The following is a 17,265-nucleotide window of genomic DNA, read 5'->3' on the forward strand; positions in this document are numbered from 1 at the left end:
TCAGACCTCTTCCATCGCTTCGCCGAGCTGCTCGAGGAGCTTGTTGTGGTGGTTACTGGCCATGATGTGTCCGGCGGCGATGACCAGGGCGACCGGCCAGTCGATGAGCTCGAACATGGCCAGCGCCGCCAAGCCGCCGTAGTAGGCCAGCTGCTCGGGCCGCGGAACTTCTACTTGGCCCACCACGGGAACATTCACCATGAACGACTCACCGCGGCGTATCTGTTCGACCGCCTCACTTTGCGATGTACTGCGCCGCGACTTCCTTTCAACCATGATTCGCCTTTCGGTAACTAAGGATTTGCCGTCGAGCCGGGTGCTCCGGTCACTGTCGGACGTATGGCGACGACGGATGCTCTGGCCGACCCGCTAGTTTCAGCGGTGGGCGCGCTGCTGACTGTTCCCCTGGTGCATTTGTACGCGCTGGGGTGGCGTTTCGGCGTCGTGGACGTCGTGCAGAGCGATCGCTCGTCGGCTCAGCCGGAATCGACGGCTGCTCTGGCCCTGATGCTCGCTGACCAGCGACGAGGCGGTTTAGCACACCCACCGCGGCGGTTGCGGCGGTCGCCGAACCCAGCGCCTGCGCCCACGCGACTGGACCCAGCGGTGTACAGCCGAGCAGCTGGCTGACGCCAGGGATGCTGATCAACGTCCCCATCACGATCAGCGAGCCGCCGGCGGTGATCACCACCAGCGGGGCGTGCGAATCCAACAACGTCTGGCCCAGCTGAGTCGTCACCAACGCGACCAGCGCCGCGGTCGATGCCCGCTGCGGCCGTCCGGTGACGCTCGCCATCGCCCACGCCGCGGTGGCCGCCGCCGCGGTCGTCGCCCCGCGAACACCGACGGCGCGCCACAGCGCGCGCTCGTCGAGGCCGCGGGTGCCGGGCTTGCCGGCGCTGGTCGTCGGGCTCACCGCGAGGGCCGCCGCCGGCAGCGCGTCGGTCAACATGTTGACCAGCAGCAGCTGACGGGTGTTCAGGGGCGACTGTCCGGTGATCGCGCTGCCAATGATGGCGAACACCACCTCGCCGGCGTTGCCGCCGAGCAGCACGGACACCGCGGCCTGCACGCGCCGCCACAGTTCGCGGCCTTCGTCGATGGCTTGCGGCAGCGCTTCGATGCGGGCGTCGGTCAGCACGACGTCGGCGACCGTGTGGGCAGGGTCGCTGCCGCGCGCCACCACCCCGATACCGACGGTGGCGGCCCGGATCGCGGCGGCGTCGTTGGAGCCGTCGCCGACCATCGCGCACACCCGACCGGTGCGCTCCAGGGTCTGGACGATCTGCACCTTGTTCTCCGGCGACATCCGGGCGAACACCACACGCTCGGCGACCGCATGCTCCTGGCCCTTGCGCGACATCGCGTCCCACTCCGAACCACTGATGACCTGATCCAGCGACACCGGCATGCCCAGCTCCGCGGCGATCGCCGCGGCGGTGATCGGGTGGTCGCCGGTGATCAGCCGGATGGCCACGTCGCGTTCGCGCAGATCGGCGAGTAGTCCCTTGGCCTCGGGCCGCGGGGTGTCGGAGAGCCCGAGCAGCCCGACCAACGACAACTCGCCGGCACACAAGTCGGCGATCGCATCGTCGGGGTCGTCGTCGACGGCTCGCATCTGTCCCTGGTTGAGCTGCCGGCGCGCTACCGCGATCACCCGCAGTCCGCTGGCCGCCAGCTGACGGACCGTGTCGTCCATGCCGGGGCCGACGTTTCGGCAGCGGGCCAATACCACCTCCGGTGCCCCCTTGACGGTCAGCTCGTCATCGGTCACCGAGGCCGAGAACGACCGGCCGGAGCGGAACGGCAGATGCGCGTCGGGCTCGCCCGCCGGGTGTGAACCGTTGACGGCCAGCGCCGCCTCCGTGATCGCGACATCGGTGGCGTGGATCTGCGGGCCGCCGTTGACTGTCGGGGCGGCGTGCGCGGCGCACCGCAACACCTCTTCCTGCGAGTAGCCGTCGACGGTATGGACCTGCGCCACCCGCAGCCGGTTCTCGCTGAGCGTCCCGGTCTTGTCGAAGCACACCACGTCGACGCGTCCCAGCGCCTCCACCGAGCGTGGCACCCGCACAAGCGCACCGAAGTTGGTCAGCCGCCGCGCCGACGCCTGCTGGGCGAGGGTGGCCACCAGCGGCATGCCCTCGGGCACCGCGGCCACCGTGACGGCGATGCCGCTGGCCACCGCTTCGCGTAATCCCCTGCGGCGCAACAACCCCAGCGCGCTGACCAGAGCGCCGCCGGTGGCGCTGATCGGCCACGCCCGGTTGGTGAGCTGGCTGAGCTGGTGCTGCAGCCCGATTTCGGGAAGGTCGCCGGATACCAGTTCGGCGGCGCGCCGCACCTGGGTCTCCGGCCCGACCGCGGTCACCAGCGCAACGCCGGTGCCTGCCACCACGGTGGTCCCGGCGTAGAGCATGCAGCGCCGCTCGGCCAGGTCGGCGCCGGGTGTGGGGTCGACCTGCTTGGGCACCGACAGTGATTCGCCGGTGAGCGTCGACTCGTCGACCTCGAGGTCTTCTTCCTCGATCAGCCGCGCGTCGGCAGGTACCACCTCGTGGGTGCGTACCTCGATCACGTCGCCGGGCCGCAGTTGCTCGGCAGGCACCATGGTGTAGACCGGCGTTCCGTCTGCTTCAGTGCGGACCTTGCGGGCCGGCGGAACCTGTTGCGCCAGCAGCCGATTCAGCCGGTTCTCGGCGCGCAGCCGCTGACTGGCCGCCAGGATCGAGTTTCCGGTCAGCACCGAACCGACCATCACCGCGTCGACGGGCGACCCGAGCACCGCGCTGGCCGCCGAGCCCAGCGCCAGGACCGGGGTGAGCGGGTCGGACAATTCGGCCCGCACCGCCTTGAGGAACTGCCAGACCGCCCGGCTCGGTGTTCCGGTCACCTGAGCGCCACGCTGGGCGGTGGCCAGCGCACGCGTCGCCATCGGCCCGTGGCGCGGCTCCGCTGCTTCTTCGGGGGGCGGCAATATTTTGCGCACCTGCTCGACCGACATCGCGTGCCACTCGTGGACGGGTGCGGGAATCGGGGTGGGCGCCGAAACCACCCGGCGGGCCAACAGGTAGCCGGACAGCAGACCGGCCGCGGCGCCGGTGGTCACCGGGCCGGGCCCGCGGCCCCGCACGCCGGGCAGCATGAACAGCGCCCCCAAAGCCGAAGCGCCGGCGGCGATTTCCATGCCGCGCCGGGTCGCCGCCTTGGCGGCCGGAAGCGCGTGCAACACCCGCCAGGCGGCCGCGAGGTCGGGCAGTATCAAGTCCGCATGCCACGGCGGCGGCTGGGTTTCGTCGGCCGGCATGACACCCAGCGCCAAGTCGGCGGATGAAAGTGCTTGGGCTGCAGCCGAAGACAACACCGCGACGGTGCGGCCGTTGCGTTGGCACGCGGCCACCGCGGCGGCCAGCGCATCGTCGACCGACCCGTTGCCGATCGGCTGAATCTCGTCGAACGCCGGGCGCAGTTCGCCGAGATCCTCGGTGTCGACCGAGATCAGCTCGACCCCGGAATGGCGCGCCTCGGTGACCATGCCGGAGGCCAGCGGGTCGTGCGCGGGGCAGATCAGCGCCTCGACGTCGCGCGGGGCTCGCTGCCGCGACGTGGCGGGCACGCGGTGCCAGCCGGGACTCAGGTCGGCGTCGTCGAGCAGGGCCTGGGCGCGGGTCCAGGCCGCAGGGATCTCGTCTTCGTCGGAGCCACGGACCCGCACCACTCGCAACCGGTCGGTGCACAGTACCCGGGGGTCGACGATCAGCGCGTCCACCCGATCCAACGTGCGCAGGCTTTCCCGGCGCAGCGGCAATACCGCGTGCCGGTCGGCCAATCCCTGCCCCAGCGTGGCGGCAAACGACTCCCGGGTGGTGCGGCTGGCCTTGGGCGCGGTCACCAGCGTCGCGGTGGCGGCCATGTCGATGCTGCGGGTAGCCGCCCCAGCCACTGCGGCGGCGGCCACCTGCACGAGCGCGCTGGCCCGGGCATGACGGTCTACAAAGCCCGCCGGCCGCGGCACCGGGCGCGCCGCCGGGTGGACGGTCTGCTGCTCGGCATGCCGGGCCAACTCCGGTTCTTGGCGGCTCCAGGCGCGCGCCGCAGCGCGGGATTCGGCCGCCCTGAGAGTCTCCGTTCCCAAGTCCACCGCGAGCGACGCCGGCGAGCGGGTGACGACATGGGCGACGGTATGAGCCAGCGCCAGCACGTTGTCCGTCGCGTAGTGGCCGATACGGTCCTCGAGCAGCCGGCGCAGCCACGGCTGGTAGTCGACGGCGACCACGGCCGCGTCGAAAATGGTCGGCAGCCGCGGCACGCGAAGCACCTGGCCGGCCAATGCGGCGCCCAAGCCGACCACGTGGGCACTGACCAGCGCCGCGCGGGTGGCCAGCACAAGATCGTCGCCGGGCAGGCCCTTCGACGACGGCGGGGTTCGACGGCCAGCCTGCTTGTCGGCCGTCCGCGCCGGCCTGGCGGCGGTTGCCATCCGCGCTTCGGCGTCCTCGACCGCGCGGCACAGGTCGCGCAGCGACGCCTGCTCGCCGTCGATGTCCACGACGACCCGCGACAACGGACGGTTCAGCCTGGCGGCCGTCACCCCGGGCTGGGCGGTGACCTCGTCGAGCACGAGCTTTCCGAGTTCGTCTCCGTCGGGACCGGCTAACCCGTGCACCTCGATCCAGGCGCGGGTGTCGCCTTGCCAGCAGTGCCGAGTGAGGGTCGAGCCGGAAAGCCCCCGCGAGAGCACCTTGGCCCCTTCGCGAACCGGCATGGTGGCGATCTCGAAGCTGGTTGATGCCAGCGACGTCGCGGTGGTGGTTGCCGTGTTAACCGACGCGCCGACGAGCGCTGACGTTGCCTGTATTCCCATCGCGACCGCGCGCAGCGGCGTGGATCTTGCCACGGATCCGACGGTACTCAATCGCTACTCAATGTCCTTTGGACTACTGCCTGCCACGGGACTGGCCACTGCGCGAGCGCTTGGCGGGGGCCTTTGCGGCCTTGGAGGTCGTCTGCTTTTTGGCTGGCTGGGACGCTTTCTTGGCAGGTTCGGAAGCTGCGGATGCATTCGACTTGGCCGGCGCAGCCTTCGTCGGCGGGCCGATTGCCGTCGCGCCGGACTGCCGGTTCAGCTGTCGCAGCACCAGGGCGGCCCCGCCGACCGCCAGCACCAACGGCCATGCGACCAGGCCCGTGGCGCCCAACGCGCCCAAGGTCAATGCCGCCGCAGGGGTGGAGGTGCTACCGCTGGCCGCTCCGCGCTGGGCTCCTTCCGCGGCGCCTTTCACCGCGCCGACGATACCGTTGACCGCGGCGCCGCCCACCGCGCCCGCGGCCATCGTGGTTGCATTTGCCGCGCGACCCACCGTTCGACCTACGCCGCGTACCGCGTCGCCGACACCCATCATGACTCCCTGACCCCTGCTGATCCCCCTGCAGAACGGTTCGTCACGCTATACCCGCTAACGGGCCGTCCTGCCGGGAACAGCAAGATTCTGTCCAATATCTCTAAATCGCGAGTCTCGCAGCAAGCAAATACGCAGAAGATGCACAGCAGGCTGCCAGCCAACGCGCCGGTATTTCGACAATACGTCTTAATCACGGCGCAAATCCACCATTACCGGTGCATGGTCGCTCGGTGCTTTGCCTTTGCGCTCATCGCGGACGATCTGCGCGTCGACGACCCGTGCCGCCAGTGCGGGGGAGGCAAGGATGAAGTCGATACGCATCCCTTGTCCCTTTGGGAAGCGCAGCGAGGTGTAGTCCCAGTAGGTATAGGCGCCCGGTCCGGGCGCGAAAGGTCGTACCACATCGGTGAATTGGGCGTCGACGATGGCGTTGAACGCCTTGCGTTCGGGCTCGGAGACATGGGTGCAGCCCCGGTAGAACTCCACGCTCCACACGTCGTCGTCGGTGGGGGCGATGTTCCAGTCACCGACTAGGGCGATCTGCGCCGACGGGTCGTCGCGTAGCCACCCTTCGGCTGTATCCCGCAGGGCGGCAAGCCAATTCAGCTTGTATGTGTAGTGCGGATCGCCCACGGCGCGGCCGTTGGGAACGTAGAGGCTCCACACCCGCACACCGGCGCAGGTGGCGGCCAGTGCGCGTGCCTCGGCCGCGGCCGTGGCGGTGGGGTTGCTGCTCCAGGTGGGCTGTCCGGCGAAGCCGACTTCGATGTCGTCGAGGCCGACCCGCGAGGCGATCGCGACGCCGTTCCACTGGTTGAACCCGCAGTGCGCCACCTCGTAGCCGAGTTCGAAGAACGGCAAGGTGGGGAACTGGTCGTCGGCGCACTTGGTTTCCTGCATCGCGAGCACGTCGACGTCGGCGCGGCGCAGCCAGTCGAGCACCCGATCCAGGCGCGTGCGAATCGAATTGACATTCCACGTTGCCAACCGCAGCGGGTCGTCAGGCATGGCCCGACCCTAGCCCCGCTGTGACGGTCAGGTAGCGGCTGCGGTGGTGCAGCCGAAAACCAAGCGATTCGATTACGCCGGCGAGGATCGTTGCCTCGTCGCTGAGGCGGATATAGCCACGGGTTGCTCCGCGGCTTGCGCCCCAGGACAGCAGCGCTTCGCACAACGCCGTGGCGTGCCGGTCGGTCGCGATGCGTAGCGCCGACAAGCCGACCCATCGCGTGCCGTCGGGCGCTGCCGTCATCGCAGCGCGGCCGACCGCTTCATCCGCCCATCTGCCGAACGTCAACTCGCCGTCGAGAATCGCGGTCAGCACGTCGATCGGCACCGGGCGGTCATAGAGCCGCAGCCAGTCGTCGTCGGGGCGGGACACCAGCGACACGGACGGGTCGAGATCGGTTACGTGGGCGTCGCGCACCAGCATCCGGCGCGGCTGTCCACCGGTGACGGGCCGCCGCAGCAGGCGATCCGGGACGGCCAGTCGCGGTGTCAGCCCGCGCCGGCCATACCAGTCAACGATGGCGGGGATGGCATTGGTGTTAGCCGAAACATCAAGCGGCACAGCAGAATTCGCTGCCAACGTGACGCCGTGGCCGGCGCGCAGCAGCCAGCCGTCCAGCCAGGATTGCTCGACGCCCGGCCACGCGAAAGCCGCGGCGTGCTCGAGCGAGCGGATCTGCGAGGTGCGCACCGGCGCGTCCGTCAACACACGCAACGCCACCGCGTCGGCGGGCGCGAATTGCACCACGCCGGTTTTCGTGCGGACCCGCACCACCGGGTCGATCTGCAGCAGGTGACCGACCGCGTCGGTCAGCGGCGGCACCGACCCGGGGGGCCGGCGGTAGCGCACCGTCACCCGCGTTCCCAGATCAGGCCAGGAAAGCATCAGTGACCGAACGGATCGGGCCCCTCGCCCGGTGTCCAGGACAGTCCTGGTACACCCCAGCCGTGCGCTTTGACCGCGCGCTTGGCGGCGCGGGCGTGTCGGCCGACCAAGCGGTCCAGGTACAAGAATCCGTCCAGGTGTCCGGTTTCGTGCTGCAGCATCCGCGCAAACAGCCCAGTGCCTTCCACCGTCACCGGATTGCCGTCGGCGTCGAGTCCGGTGACCCGCGCCCATTTCGCGCGTCCGGTCGGAAACGACTCCCCGGGCACCGACAGGCAGCCTTCGTCGTCGTTGTCGGGATCGGGCATGGTCTCTGGTATTTCAGACGTTTCCAGCACCGGGTTGATGATCACGCCACGGCGGCGGGCGGATTTCCCACGCTCATCGGGGCAGTCGTAGACGAACACACGCAGCCCGACGCCAATCTGGTTGGCGGCCAAGCCCACCCCGTAGGCGGCCTCCATGGTGTCGTACAAGGTGGCGATCAATTCCGGCAGATCGGCGGGCAGCGAGCCGTCGGGGCCGACCGGCACCGGGCTGGTCGGGGTATGCAGGACTGGATCGCCCACGATACGAATGGGTACGACGGCCATGCTCGGCAAGCTTATTCGTCTAGAAGTGGCCCGACTCGCGGGCCTGGGTTACCGGCCAACAGTTGAGGGCGTGGTTGAATATCGCCGAAGCATGCCACTTCATAAAGACATTCAAGCCATTTGGGAATTCGCCGGAAGGGTCCAGGGGAAGCGATATGGACAGCGCCATGGCGCGGGCAAATCGATCGGGGGACGACTCCGAAATCGCCGATGGCCTGACCCGCCGCGAACATGACATCTTGGCATTCGAACGCCAATGGTGGAAATACGCGGGGGCCAAAGAAGAAGCCATCAAAGAGTTGTTCTCGATGTCAGCGACACGCTATTACCAAGTTCTCAACGCCCTGATCGACCGGCCCGAGGCGTTGGCGGCCGACCCGATGCTGGTGAAACGGCTGCGCCGGCTGCGCGCCAGTCGGCAAAAGGCCCGCGCCGCGCGGCGGCTGGGTTTCGAGGTCACCTGACGCTGCACCTGTATTTGCGCCGTTGCGGGCACCGCTGGATACAGTTGGCTCGATGAACGAACGCGTTCCGGACTCCTCAGGATTGCCCCTGCGCGCCATGGTGATGGTGCTGCTGTTCCTCGGTGTGATCTTCCTGCTGGTCGGACTGCAGGCGATGGGCTCTCACGGGAGCTCCGATGACGACGACTCGACGCCGGTGTCCACTGTGACGACGAGCACGCCTGCCCCTGCCAAAGGCGCATCGGCCGTGCACCGCTCCGATGTGCGGGTCTACAACATCTCCGGGCAAGAAGGTGTGGCCGGGCGCACCGCAGACCAACTCAAAAGCGCAGGGTTCAACGTCACCGAGGTCGGCAATCTCTCACTGCCCGACGTCGCGGCCACCACGGTGTACTTCGGCAACGCCGCAGGCGAGCGCGACACCGCCGATGCGATCGGCAAACAGTTGAATGCGCCGGTCAAGCCACGTATCGCCGCCGTCGCGGATCAACCGCCGGGCGTCATCGTGGCAGTCGCGGGCTAACCCCATCTGGGGCGGCGAGGCGATAGGCTCTCGCTATGGTCAAGCCCGCGAAAACCCGCACAGTTGCTGCCGCAACGACGTTCGGGGCGCTCGCCGTCCCCGTTGCGCTGTTGGGTGCGTGCACCCCGAACCAACCCCCGGCGAGCACGCCCGGCACCACTCCGTCGGTGTGGCACGGAAGCCCTGCGCCGGTGAACACACCCCCCGAAGGGGGACCGGTGCCACCCGAGACCATCACCACGCGGTTGCGGGCACCCGACGGCACCAAGGTCGCCGACGCCCAGTTCGAATTCGACAACGGGTACGTCACCATCACGGTGCGCACGACCGGGCTGGGCCAGTTGACTCCGGGATTCCACGGCCTGCACATCCACTCGGTGGGCAAATGCGAGGCCAACTCCGTCGCACCCACCGGCGGTCCGCCCGGCGACTTCCTCTCCGCCGGCGGACATTTCCAGGCGCCCGGGCACACCGGGTCGCCGGAAAGCGGTGACCTCACGTCGCTGCAGGTGCGCAAGGATGGGGCGGCGCTACTGGTGACCACCACCGACGCGTTCACCAAGCAGGACCTGATGTCCGGCGCCAAGACAGCGATCATCATCCACGCCGGCCCCGACAACTTCGCCAACATCCCGGCGGAGCGCTATACACAGGTCAACGGCGCACCCGGTCCCGATGCCATGACCATGTCCACCGGCGACGCCGGCAAGCGGGTGGCGTGCGGTGTCATTAGTACCGGCTAGGCCGCCGGCCAGCAGGTCAGCCTGCCGTATCGACTTCGCCGGGTCACCCCGACCGACCGTCGGCGTGGAATGGGAGTTCGCGCTCGTCGACGCTCAGACCCGAGACCTGAGCAACGAAGCCACCGCGGTCATCGCCGAAATCGGCGAAAACCCAAGAGTGCACAAGGAATTACTGCGCAACACCGTCGAAGTCGTCAGCGGCATCTGCGACTCCACTGCGCAGGCGATGGACGATCTGCGCTGCACCTTGCAAACCGCGCGCAAAATCGTGCGCGAGCGCGGCATGGAGCTGTTCTGCGCGGGCGCTCACCCCTTCGCCCGGTGGTCCGCCCAGAAGCTCACCGACGCGCCTCGCTACGCCGAGCTGATCAAGCGCACCCAGTGGTGGGGCCGGCAGATGCTGATCTGGGGCGTGCACGTGCACGTCGGAATCTCCTCGGCGCACAAGGTGATGCCGATCATGACGGCCCTGCTGCAGTATTACCCGCACCTGTTGGCACTCTCGGCGTCTTCACCCTGGTGGAGCGGCGAGGACACCGGGTATGCCAGCAACCGGGCGATGATGTTTCAGCAGCTGCCCACCGCCGGTCTGCCGTTTCACTTTCAGAAGTGGGCCGAGTTCGAAGGCTTTGTCTACGACCAGAAGAAGACCGGAATCATCGACCACATGGACGAGATTCGGTGGGACATCAGGCCCTCACCCCATAAAGGCACACTCGAGGTGCGCGTCTGCGACGGGGTGCCCAACTTGCGTGAGCTGGCCGCGTTGGTGGCGTTGACGCATTGTCTGGTAGTCGATTTGGACCGCAGGCTCGAAGCCGGCGAGACGCTGCCGAACATGCCGCCCTGGCATGTGCAAGAGAACAAGTGGCGCGCGGCCCGCTACGGCCTGGACGCGATCATCATCCTCGACGCCAACAGCAACGAACGCCTGGTCACCGACGACCTGGTCGATGTGCTCAACCGCTTGGAGCCGGTGGCAAAGTCGTTGCACTGCGCCGACGAGCTGGCTGCGGTCGCCGACATCCCCCGGGTGGGGGCCTCTTATCAGCGGCAGCGCCGCGTTGCCGAAGAGCACGACGGTGACTTGCGGGCAGTGGTCGACGCGCTGATTGGCGAGCTGGACATCTGATGGCCCTCGGCACGGAACCCGTTGAGGTGCCGATGTTTCCGCTGGAATCGGCGTTCCTGCCCGGCGATGACCTGCCGTTGCGGATCTTCGAGCCGCGCTATGTCGCGCTGGTGCGCGACTGCATGCGCGAGGACGATCCGTGCTTCGGTGTGGTGTTGATCTCCCGTGGCCGCGAGGTCGGCGGCGGTGACACCCGGTGCGACGTCGGCGCGCTGGCCGGCATTGTGCAGTGCATCGATTTGGGCGCGGATCGCTACGGTCTGCGGTGCCGGGTGGGTGAGCGGATCCGGGTGTGCGACTGGCTGCCCGACGACCCCTACCCGCGGGCGGTCGTGCAGGTCTGGCCCGACGAGCCGGGCGATCCGGTCAGCGAGATCCAGTTGCGTGAGCTCGAAGATCGGGTGGTGGCGCTGTTCGAACGAGTCGCCACCGCTCGTGGCGCGCCGCCCGCTGACCGCGAGACGGTGTTGGGTTATGGGGAGCACGGACCCCGCGATGTCGGTGAGCGACTGTACGCCTTGGCATCTCGGCTACCGATCGGCCCGGCCGACCGTTACGCTGTGCTGTCGGCGCCCTCGGCTGCGCAGCGGCTGGCGGCTCTGGGCGACGCCGTGGATTCCGTCACGGCGATGGTGGAGTTCCAGCTCTCGGAGTGAGGACTGCCAGTCGGCCTTCGATGAACCACAAGTCTTGCGCCGGCGACATGTTGGCCTCGCTCGCCTCGCGTAGCCGGCGCATCTTCTCGCTGCGGCGCTTCAGGTATTCGGGGTCGAAAAAGCTGGCGCTGAACGTGTCCACGGCCAACCGGCGGCCCGGCGCGCTGTGACCGGCGACCCGCTCGAACAGCAGATCCTGGTCGGCCGCCGACAAATACGGGATCAGCCCTTCGGCACACCATGCCGTCGCTGCCGATGGGTCAAAACCCACCCCGCGCAATGTCTTCGGCCAGTCTTGCCGTAGATCCACCGGGACCGCGAGGTAGTCGACGGCGGGTTGACTGCCGCGCCTCGACAGCGTGTCGGACTTGAACCGCAGCACTTTGGGCTGGTCGATCTCGTAGACGACAGTGCCGTCCACCCACGGCAGCCCCCAGGCGCGGGTATCCAGGCCCGCGCCCAGAACGACCACCTGCTGGATGCCGTTGGCGCCGGCGATGAAGTACTCGTCGAACCACTTGATCCGCGCCGCGGCGTATCCGCCGATCGCTCGTAGCCGCTCGGCCATCGTCCTGATGACGGAGGCTGCCGACCCCGTTCGGCGGCAGCATCGATGAACGATTACGGGTATGGGTCGGTGAACAGCGTGCACTCGCATTCCGATTCCGCGGTGCGCGCCACGCCCGGCGCTGTGGCGCCGACGCCTTCGGTGATGTCCCAGCTGTCGCTGTCGGTTCTGGCCTTGACTGCTCGGCAGTCTACCGGCCCGGCCGAATGTCGGGTTGAATTGGAGATCAGTGTATGCGTTGGCGCACAAAGCTGTTCGCTGCATCAGCCGGGGCCGAGCTTTCGCGGAGGAGCTGTATGGGGAGAACGACGTCGCGGTGGCGGCGCGCGCGCTGCTGGTGAGCTACGGCGAGGCGGCGAATGCGCGCAGCGACTCGAGCTGAAGCGGATCCAGTGAGGCCCGGACCTTTTCCCGCGCGGCCGCCACGTCGTCGACGGTGACGTCGGCGGCGTCGATGGAGCGTCGCATCGCGGCGAGCGCGGCCTCCCGCAGCAAGGCCACACAGTCTGCGGCACTGTAGCCGTCGAGCTCGGCGGCCAGGGTGTCGATGTCGACGTCGGCGGCCAGCGGGATCGACTTGCCCGCGGTGCTCAGGATGTCGCGGCGCGCCGCGGCGTCCGGCGGCTCAACGAACACCAGCCGCTCCAACCGCCCCGGTCGCAGCAGCGCGGGGTCGATCAGCTCCGGTCGGTTGGTGGCGCCCAGCACGACGACGTCGCGCAGCGGATTGATGCCGTCGAGCTCGGTCAGGAGCGCGGCCACCACCCGGTCGCTGACACCGCTGTCGAAGCTTTGGCCGCGCCGCGGCGCCAGCGCGTCGACCTCGTCGAGGAACACCAGGGAGGGCGCCGAATCACGGGCCCGGCGAAACAAGTCACGAACAGCTCGCTCGCTGCTGCCCACCCACTTGTCCATCAGCTCGGAGCCTTTCACGGCGTGCACGGACAGTTGCCCGGTGCTGGCCAGTGCGCGCACCAGGAACGTCTTGCCGCAGCCCGGTGGGCCATAGAGCAGCACCCCGCGCGGCGGCTCGATGCCGAGCCGGGCGAAGGTGTCGGGGTGCTGCAGCGGCCACAGCATCGACTCCGTCAGCGCCTGTTTGGTGTCGGCCATGTCGCCGACGTCGTCGAGCGTGATGCTGCCGACCGCCACCTCTTCGGCCGAGCGGGACAGCGGCCGGATCACTTGCAAGGCGCCCATCAGGTCGTCTTGGGTCAGGGCCGGCGGTTTACCGTCGGCGCTGGCTCGCGCCGCTGCCCGCAGCGCGGCCTCACGCACCAATGCGGCCAGGTCGGCTACGACAAATCCCGGTGTGCGGCTGGCGATTTCGTCGAAGTCGAGGTTGCTTGTCGGAACCGACTGCAGCAGCGCCTGCAGTTGTGCGGCGCGGGTGGCGGCGTCGGGCAGCGGAACGACGAGCTCCCGGTCGCACAGATCGGGTCCCCGAAGCCTGGTGTCGAGGTTGTCCGGCACGGCGGAGGTGGCGATGAACGCCACACCGTGGGTGGCGATCGCCGCGCGCAGTTCGGCCAGGATCAAGGTGGCCACCGGCTCGACGGCGGCTGGCAACAGCGCGTCGATGTCGGTGATCAGCAGGACTCCGCCGTTGTCGCGGACGGATGCGGTCGCGGACGTCACCGCTTTGAGTCGGTCTTCGGCGGCCAGCGCGCCGACCTCCGGGCCGTCCAGCTCCACCAGCCGGCGACCGCCGCATACCGCGCGCACCAGCGTCGCCTTGCCCACGCCCCCAGGACCGGACACCAGCACGCCGAGCCGGGCGTCGGCGCCCAGGGTCTGCAACAGGTGCGGCTCGTCGAGCGCGAGCTTGAGCCACTCGGTCAGCTTGGCCGCCTGCGCGTGCATGCCCTTGAGGTCGTCGACGCTGACGGGGCGAACGGTTGGTTGTTGGGCGGCTTCCGGCACACCGGTTCCCCAGCTCACCGACGAGTTAGGCTGCACGCTCACCGGCCCGGCCGGGTCGACGCCGGTGACGGTGAGCAGCTCGGAGGTCCAGCTGATACCGACTGCCGATGCCAGCGCAGTGGCAGCCGCTCGGCTGCCGGCAGAAGCCGAGGTGCCGGGCCCGAGATCGCGGGGCAGCAGCGATACCGCGTCGCCGACTGTGAGCACCTTGCCCAGCAGGGCTTGCCGCAGCGTGGCCGGGGCGACGGACTGGGTGGTCAGCGGTGAGCCGCTCAGCGTCACCGACCGCGCTCCATACACGGTCACCGCGGCGACGATCACCTGCGTGTCCTCGCGCAGTCCGGCATTGGACAGCGTCAGGTCGTCGAGCAGGATCGTGCCGACCGGCGTGTCTGCTCCCGCTATGCCGGCGACCGCCGCTGTCGTCCGCGACCCGGTCAACGACACCGCATCCCATTCCCGAATGCCAAGGGCGGCAATAGCTTTCGGGTGCAGCCTGACGACTCCGCGCCGGGAGTCCACCGGCGAGGTGTTCAGCCGAGCGGTCAGCGTCAGCCGTGGGGGCGTCATGTCCGGCCGGCTGGCTTGCGCAGGCCCAGCCGCGCCATGGAGCGGCGGTTGGGCTGGGCCCGGCGGATCGCCCGGCGCACGGCGCGCCGCTGCTTGGGCCGCTCGCCCCAGACCTCGGGATGCTCGGCCAGCCAGCGGTGGCTGCGAACCGAGAACGGGATGTGGCACAGGTAGGCCGCGATGGCCACCATGACCAACACGTAGGGAAACAGGAATGCGGCCGCGGCGACGATCGCCAACACCGCCAGCAGCAGCGCGGCCAGGTTCGGCGGCACCGCAACCGCATGCATCTTCTTCATAGGGAGCCGGCTGACCACCAGCAGGGAACACGCTGCCACCCAGGCACAGACGAACCACGGGGAACTCCACCAGCCGCCGCCGAACTGCAGTTTGGCGGCCAGCGGCCCGAGCACCGCGATCGCACCGGCCGGGGCGGGCATGCCGACGAAGAACTCCCGGGTGTAGGCCGGCAGGGTGGCGTCGTCGAGCAGCGCGTTGAACCGCGCCAGCCGCAGCACGATCGACACCGCATACAACAACACCACCACCCAGCCCGCGGGCGATGCGGACAGCAGCGATGCGTAGACCACCATCGCCGGCGCCACCCCGAAGTTCACCGCATCGGCCAGCGAGTCGATCTCCTCGCCCATCCGCGACTCGGCGTCGAAGAAGCGCGCCACCCGCCCGTCCAGCCCGTCGAGGATGGCGGCCGCGACGATCAGCGCCATCGCGGCATGCGGCTGGCCTTGCAGCGCGAACCGAATCGACGTGAGGCCCGCGCAGATCGCCAGCACGCTCATCGAGCTGGGCAGGATGCGCAGGTTGACCGACGGCCTGCCGCGGGGCTTGGCGGTGATCACAGTTCGGCCAGCACGGTTTCACCCGCGAGGGCCCGCTGCCCGACACTGACCAGCGGCTCGGCTCCCGCGGGAAGGTAGGTGTCCAGTCGCGAACCGAACCGGATCAAGCCGTAGGTGTCGCCGATCGACAGCTTGTCGCCGGCCTGCGCGTCACAGACGATGCGCCTGGCAAGCAGCCCGGCGATCTGCACGACGACGATCTGTGCACCGTTCTCGGTGCGAAGCAGCATGCTGGTGCGCTCGTTGTGTTCGCTGGCCGCAGCCAGGTCGGCCGAGCCGAAGCGGCCTGGCCGGTGTTGCACGTCGACCACCTCGCCGCTGACCGGCGCCCGCTGCACGTGGGCGTCGAGCAGCGACAGGAAGACGCTGACCCGGGGTAGCGGCGCGTCGGGTAGGCCGAGTTCGGCGGGCGGAGCCGCGGTGTCGACCAGGCAGACCAACCCGTCGGCGGGCGCGACGACGACACCCGGCCGGGTGGGCGGCACTCGCCGCGGATGACGGAACAACCCCGCGCAGGCGCCGGCGGTCAGCAACCCCGTCCGGCGCGCCCAGCGGTGACGGCGTCCCGCCACGGCCACTGCCAGCCCCGCGCCGATGAACGGCAGACCGGCCCGGTGCACCGGTGGAATCGTCGAGCGCAGCAACGCGAGGAGGCGCTGCGGGCCGGATTTCAGGTCGTCTCCGGCGGGGCGGGGGCGTCGTGCCACGCGGTCATCTTACGGAGCCGACAGGTCCCAAACTTCCACCTGCGATCCAGCCGGTATCTCGGTGACTTCCGCGGGGATGTCCAGCAGGCAGTTCGCCGACGCCAGCCAGCGCAGATGGTGCGAGGCCGGCGGGCCGTAGCTGGTGACGGTGCCCGCGGCGGCGTCGAGCACGCCGCGACGGAACTGGCGCTTGCCGCTCGGCGAGGTCAGCGTCTCGGTGAGCACCGCCGACCGGCGCGGCCGATCCGCAGCGGGCAGCCCCATCGCGGTGCGCAGCGCGGGCCGGATGAACACCTCGAAGGACACCAGCGCGCTGACCGGGTTGCCCGGCAGCGTGACGATCGGCGTGCCGGCCACCCGGCCGACGCCCTGCGGCATCCCCGGCTGCATCGCCACCTTGACGAACTCCACGCCTTGGTCGCCGGCCCGGCCGAACGCGTCCTTGACCACCTCGTAGGCACCCGCGCTGACCCCGCCGCTGGTGATGATCAAGTCGGCCTCGGCGGCGTAGCGATCGAGTACCGCGGCGAACTGCGCGACGTCGTCGCCGGCGGTCGGGGTGGCGACGACCCTGGCGCCGGCGTCGCGGACCGCGGCGGCCAGCATTGCCGCGTTGGATTCATAGATCTGGCCCGGCCGCAGCGGCGTGCCTGGCGACACCAGCTCCGATCCGGTGGAGATCACCAGCACCCGCTGCCGCGGGAGCACGGTCAGCTCGGCCAACCCCAGCGCCGCGGCCAGCCCGACCACCGCGGGGGTGACCAGTTGCCCGGCTCGCAGCACCGTGGTGCCCGCGGTGACGTCCTCACCGGCGCGGCGGATGTGGCGACCCTCCGGGGCGGGCGCGTAGATCGCCACCGTCTCGGTGCCGGCGTCGGTGTTCTCCACGGGAACCACGGCGGTGGCCCCGGCCGGCATCGGAGCACCGGTCATGATGCGGTGCGCGGTGCCTGGCTGCAGTGTCGGGATGTCGGTGCGCCCGGCCGGAATGTCTTCGGCCACAGGCAGTTTCACGGCGTTATCCGACGCCGCCGAGGCTATGTCGTCGGCCCGCACCGCGTAGCCGTCCATCGCGGAGTTGTCGAACACCGGCAGCGACAGCGGGGCGGCGACGTCGTCGGCCAGGACCAGGCCCAGCGCTTCGGCGAGCCCGGTGGCGGTGGCGCGCCGGGCGGTGATCAGGTCGGCGACGACGCGCTGGTGTTCCTCGACTGACCGCATCAGACCGGG

Annotated in this window: 16 protein-coding genes and 1 pseudogene; 6 read left to right on the forward strand and 11 right to left on the reverse strand. The window is 69.3% G+C overall.

Going from position 1 to position 17,265, the window contains the following annotated elements; genetic code table 11:
* Window positions 1-276, reverse strand: coding sequence for a hypothetical protein (locus G6N15_RS11010; protein ID WP_275998892.1), 276 nt, complete (start codon window positions 274-276; stop codon window positions 1-3).
* A gap of 63 nt (window positions 277-339) precedes the next feature.
* Here G6N15_RS11010 and G6N15_RS23800 point away from each other — a divergent pair, with 63 nt between their 5' ends.
* A complete protein-coding gene (locus G6N15_RS23800; RefSeq protein ID WP_372506560.1) occupies window positions 340-630 on the forward strand; it encodes an Rv1535 domain-containing protein in 291 nt (96 codons plus the stop codon).
* On the opposite strand, the pseudogene G6N15_RS11015 reads toward G6N15_RS23800, so the two are convergent.
* The 5 genes and pseudogenes from G6N15_RS11015 to G6N15_RS11035 all read right to left on the reverse strand — a co-directional run.
* A pseudogene (locus G6N15_RS11015) lies at window positions 602-4,864 on the reverse strand (HAD-IC family P-type ATPase); the annotation flags it as partial. The gene G6N15_RS23800 and the pseudogene G6N15_RS11015 sit on opposite strands and share 29 nt — an antisense overlap.
* A 73-nt stretch (window positions 4,865-4,937) precedes the next feature.
* A complete protein-coding gene (locus G6N15_RS11020; RefSeq protein ID WP_169922517.1) occupies window positions 4,938-5,402 on the reverse strand; it encodes a hypothetical protein in 465 nt (154 codons plus the stop codon).
* 186 nt (window positions 5,403-5,588) lie between these two features.
* The gene (locus G6N15_RS11025) at window positions 5,589-6,395 is read right to left on the reverse strand and encodes an exodeoxyribonuclease III (RefSeq protein WP_179961825.1); all 807 of its coding nucleotides are present in this window, start codon (window positions 6,393-6,395) and stop codon (window positions 5,589-5,591) included.
* Between the two features lie 7 nt (window positions 6,396-6,402).
* Entirely contained in the window at window positions 6,403-7,296 is an 894-nt protein-coding gene (locus G6N15_RS11030; protein ID WP_083087797.1) for an N-acetylglutamate synthase, CG3035 family, read from the reverse strand.
* Complete coding sequence (locus G6N15_RS11035; protein WP_083087796.1) at window positions 7,296-7,889, reverse strand: peptide deformylase; 594 nt, start codon at window positions 7,887-7,889, stop codon at window positions 7,296-7,298. Before G6N15_RS11035 ends, G6N15_RS11030 begins: the two co-directional genes overlap by 1 nt.
* Window positions 7,890-8,044: 155 nt before the next feature.
* Here G6N15_RS11035 and G6N15_RS11040 point away from each other — a divergent pair, with 155 nt between their 5' ends.
* Genes G6N15_RS11040 through G6N15_RS11060 form a run of 5 tightly spaced genes read left to right on the forward strand, consistent with a single transcriptional unit; the run spans window position 8,045 to window position 11,407 of the window.
* Window positions 8,045-8,353, forward strand: coding sequence for a DUF3263 domain-containing protein (locus G6N15_RS11040; RefSeq protein WP_083087795.1), 309 nt, complete (start codon window positions 8,045-8,047; stop codon window positions 8,351-8,353).
* A 52-nt stretch (window positions 8,354-8,405) separates the two neighbouring features.
* Window positions 8,406-8,876, forward strand: a complete 471-nt coding sequence (locus G6N15_RS11045; protein WP_083087794.1) for a LytR C-terminal domain-containing protein — start codon at window positions 8,406-8,408, stop codon at window positions 8,874-8,876.
* 35 nt (window positions 8,877-8,911) lie between these two features.
* Window positions 8,912-9,619 (forward strand): superoxide dismutase[Cu-Zn], encoded by a 708-nt coding sequence (gene sodC, locus G6N15_RS11050; RefSeq protein WP_083087793.1) that lies wholly within the window; start codon window positions 8,912-8,914, stop codon window positions 9,617-9,619.
* Complete coding sequence (locus G6N15_RS11055) at window positions 9,600-10,751, forward strand: glutamate--cysteine ligase (protein ID WP_083087792.1); 1,152 nt, start codon at window positions 9,600-9,602, stop codon at window positions 10,749-10,751. Before sodC ends, G6N15_RS11055 begins: the two co-directional genes overlap by 20 nt.
* A complete protein-coding gene (locus G6N15_RS11060) occupies window positions 10,751-11,407 on the forward strand; it encodes an LON peptidase substrate-binding domain-containing protein (protein ID WP_083087791.1) in 657 nt (218 codons plus the stop codon). The genes G6N15_RS11055 and G6N15_RS11060 overlap by 1 nt, the downstream gene beginning before the upstream one ends.
* On the opposite strand, the gene G6N15_RS11065 is transcribed toward G6N15_RS11060, so the two are convergent.
* The 5 genes from G6N15_RS11065 to moeA form a co-directional block, all read right to left on the reverse strand.
* Window positions 11,373-11,975: an SAM-dependent methyltransferase gene (locus G6N15_RS11065; protein WP_232070203.1), complete on the reverse strand. Its 603-nt coding sequence runs from the start codon at window positions 11,973-11,975 to the stop codon at window positions 11,373-11,375. The two genes, G6N15_RS11060 and G6N15_RS11065, sit on opposite strands and share 35 nt — an antisense overlap.
* Before the next feature lie 342 nt (window positions 11,976-12,317).
* The gene (locus G6N15_RS11070; RefSeq protein WP_083087790.1) at window positions 12,318-14,468 is read right to left on the reverse strand and encodes an AAA family ATPase; all 2,151 of its coding nucleotides are present in this window, start codon (window positions 14,466-14,468) and stop codon (window positions 12,318-12,320) included.
* Entirely contained in the window at window positions 14,465-15,325 is an 861-nt protein-coding gene (pssA, locus tag G6N15_RS11075; RefSeq protein WP_083087818.1) for a CDP-diacylglycerol--serine O-phosphatidyltransferase, read from the reverse strand. Before pssA ends, G6N15_RS11070 begins: the two co-directional genes overlap by 4 nt.
* Window positions 15,325-16,035, reverse strand: coding sequence for a phosphatidylserine decarboxylase (locus G6N15_RS11080; protein ID WP_083087789.1), 711 nt, complete (start codon window positions 16,033-16,035; stop codon window positions 15,325-15,327). The genes pssA and G6N15_RS11080 overlap by 1 nt, the downstream gene beginning before the upstream one ends.
* Window positions 16,036-16,044: 9 nt before the next feature.
* On the reverse strand, window positions 16,045-17,256 hold the full coding sequence (gene moeA, locus G6N15_RS11085; protein ID WP_083087817.1) for a molybdopterin molybdotransferase MoeA: 1,212 nt from the start codon (window positions 17,254-17,256) through the stop codon (window positions 16,045-16,047).
* Window positions 17,257-17,265: the final 9 nt, after the last annotated feature.

It is taken from the genome of Mycobacterium noviomagense (genome assembly GCF_010731635.1).
GTDB classification, from domain to species: domain Bacteria; phylum Actinomycetota; class Actinomycetes; order Mycobacteriales; family Mycobacteriaceae; genus Mycobacterium; species Mycobacterium noviomagense.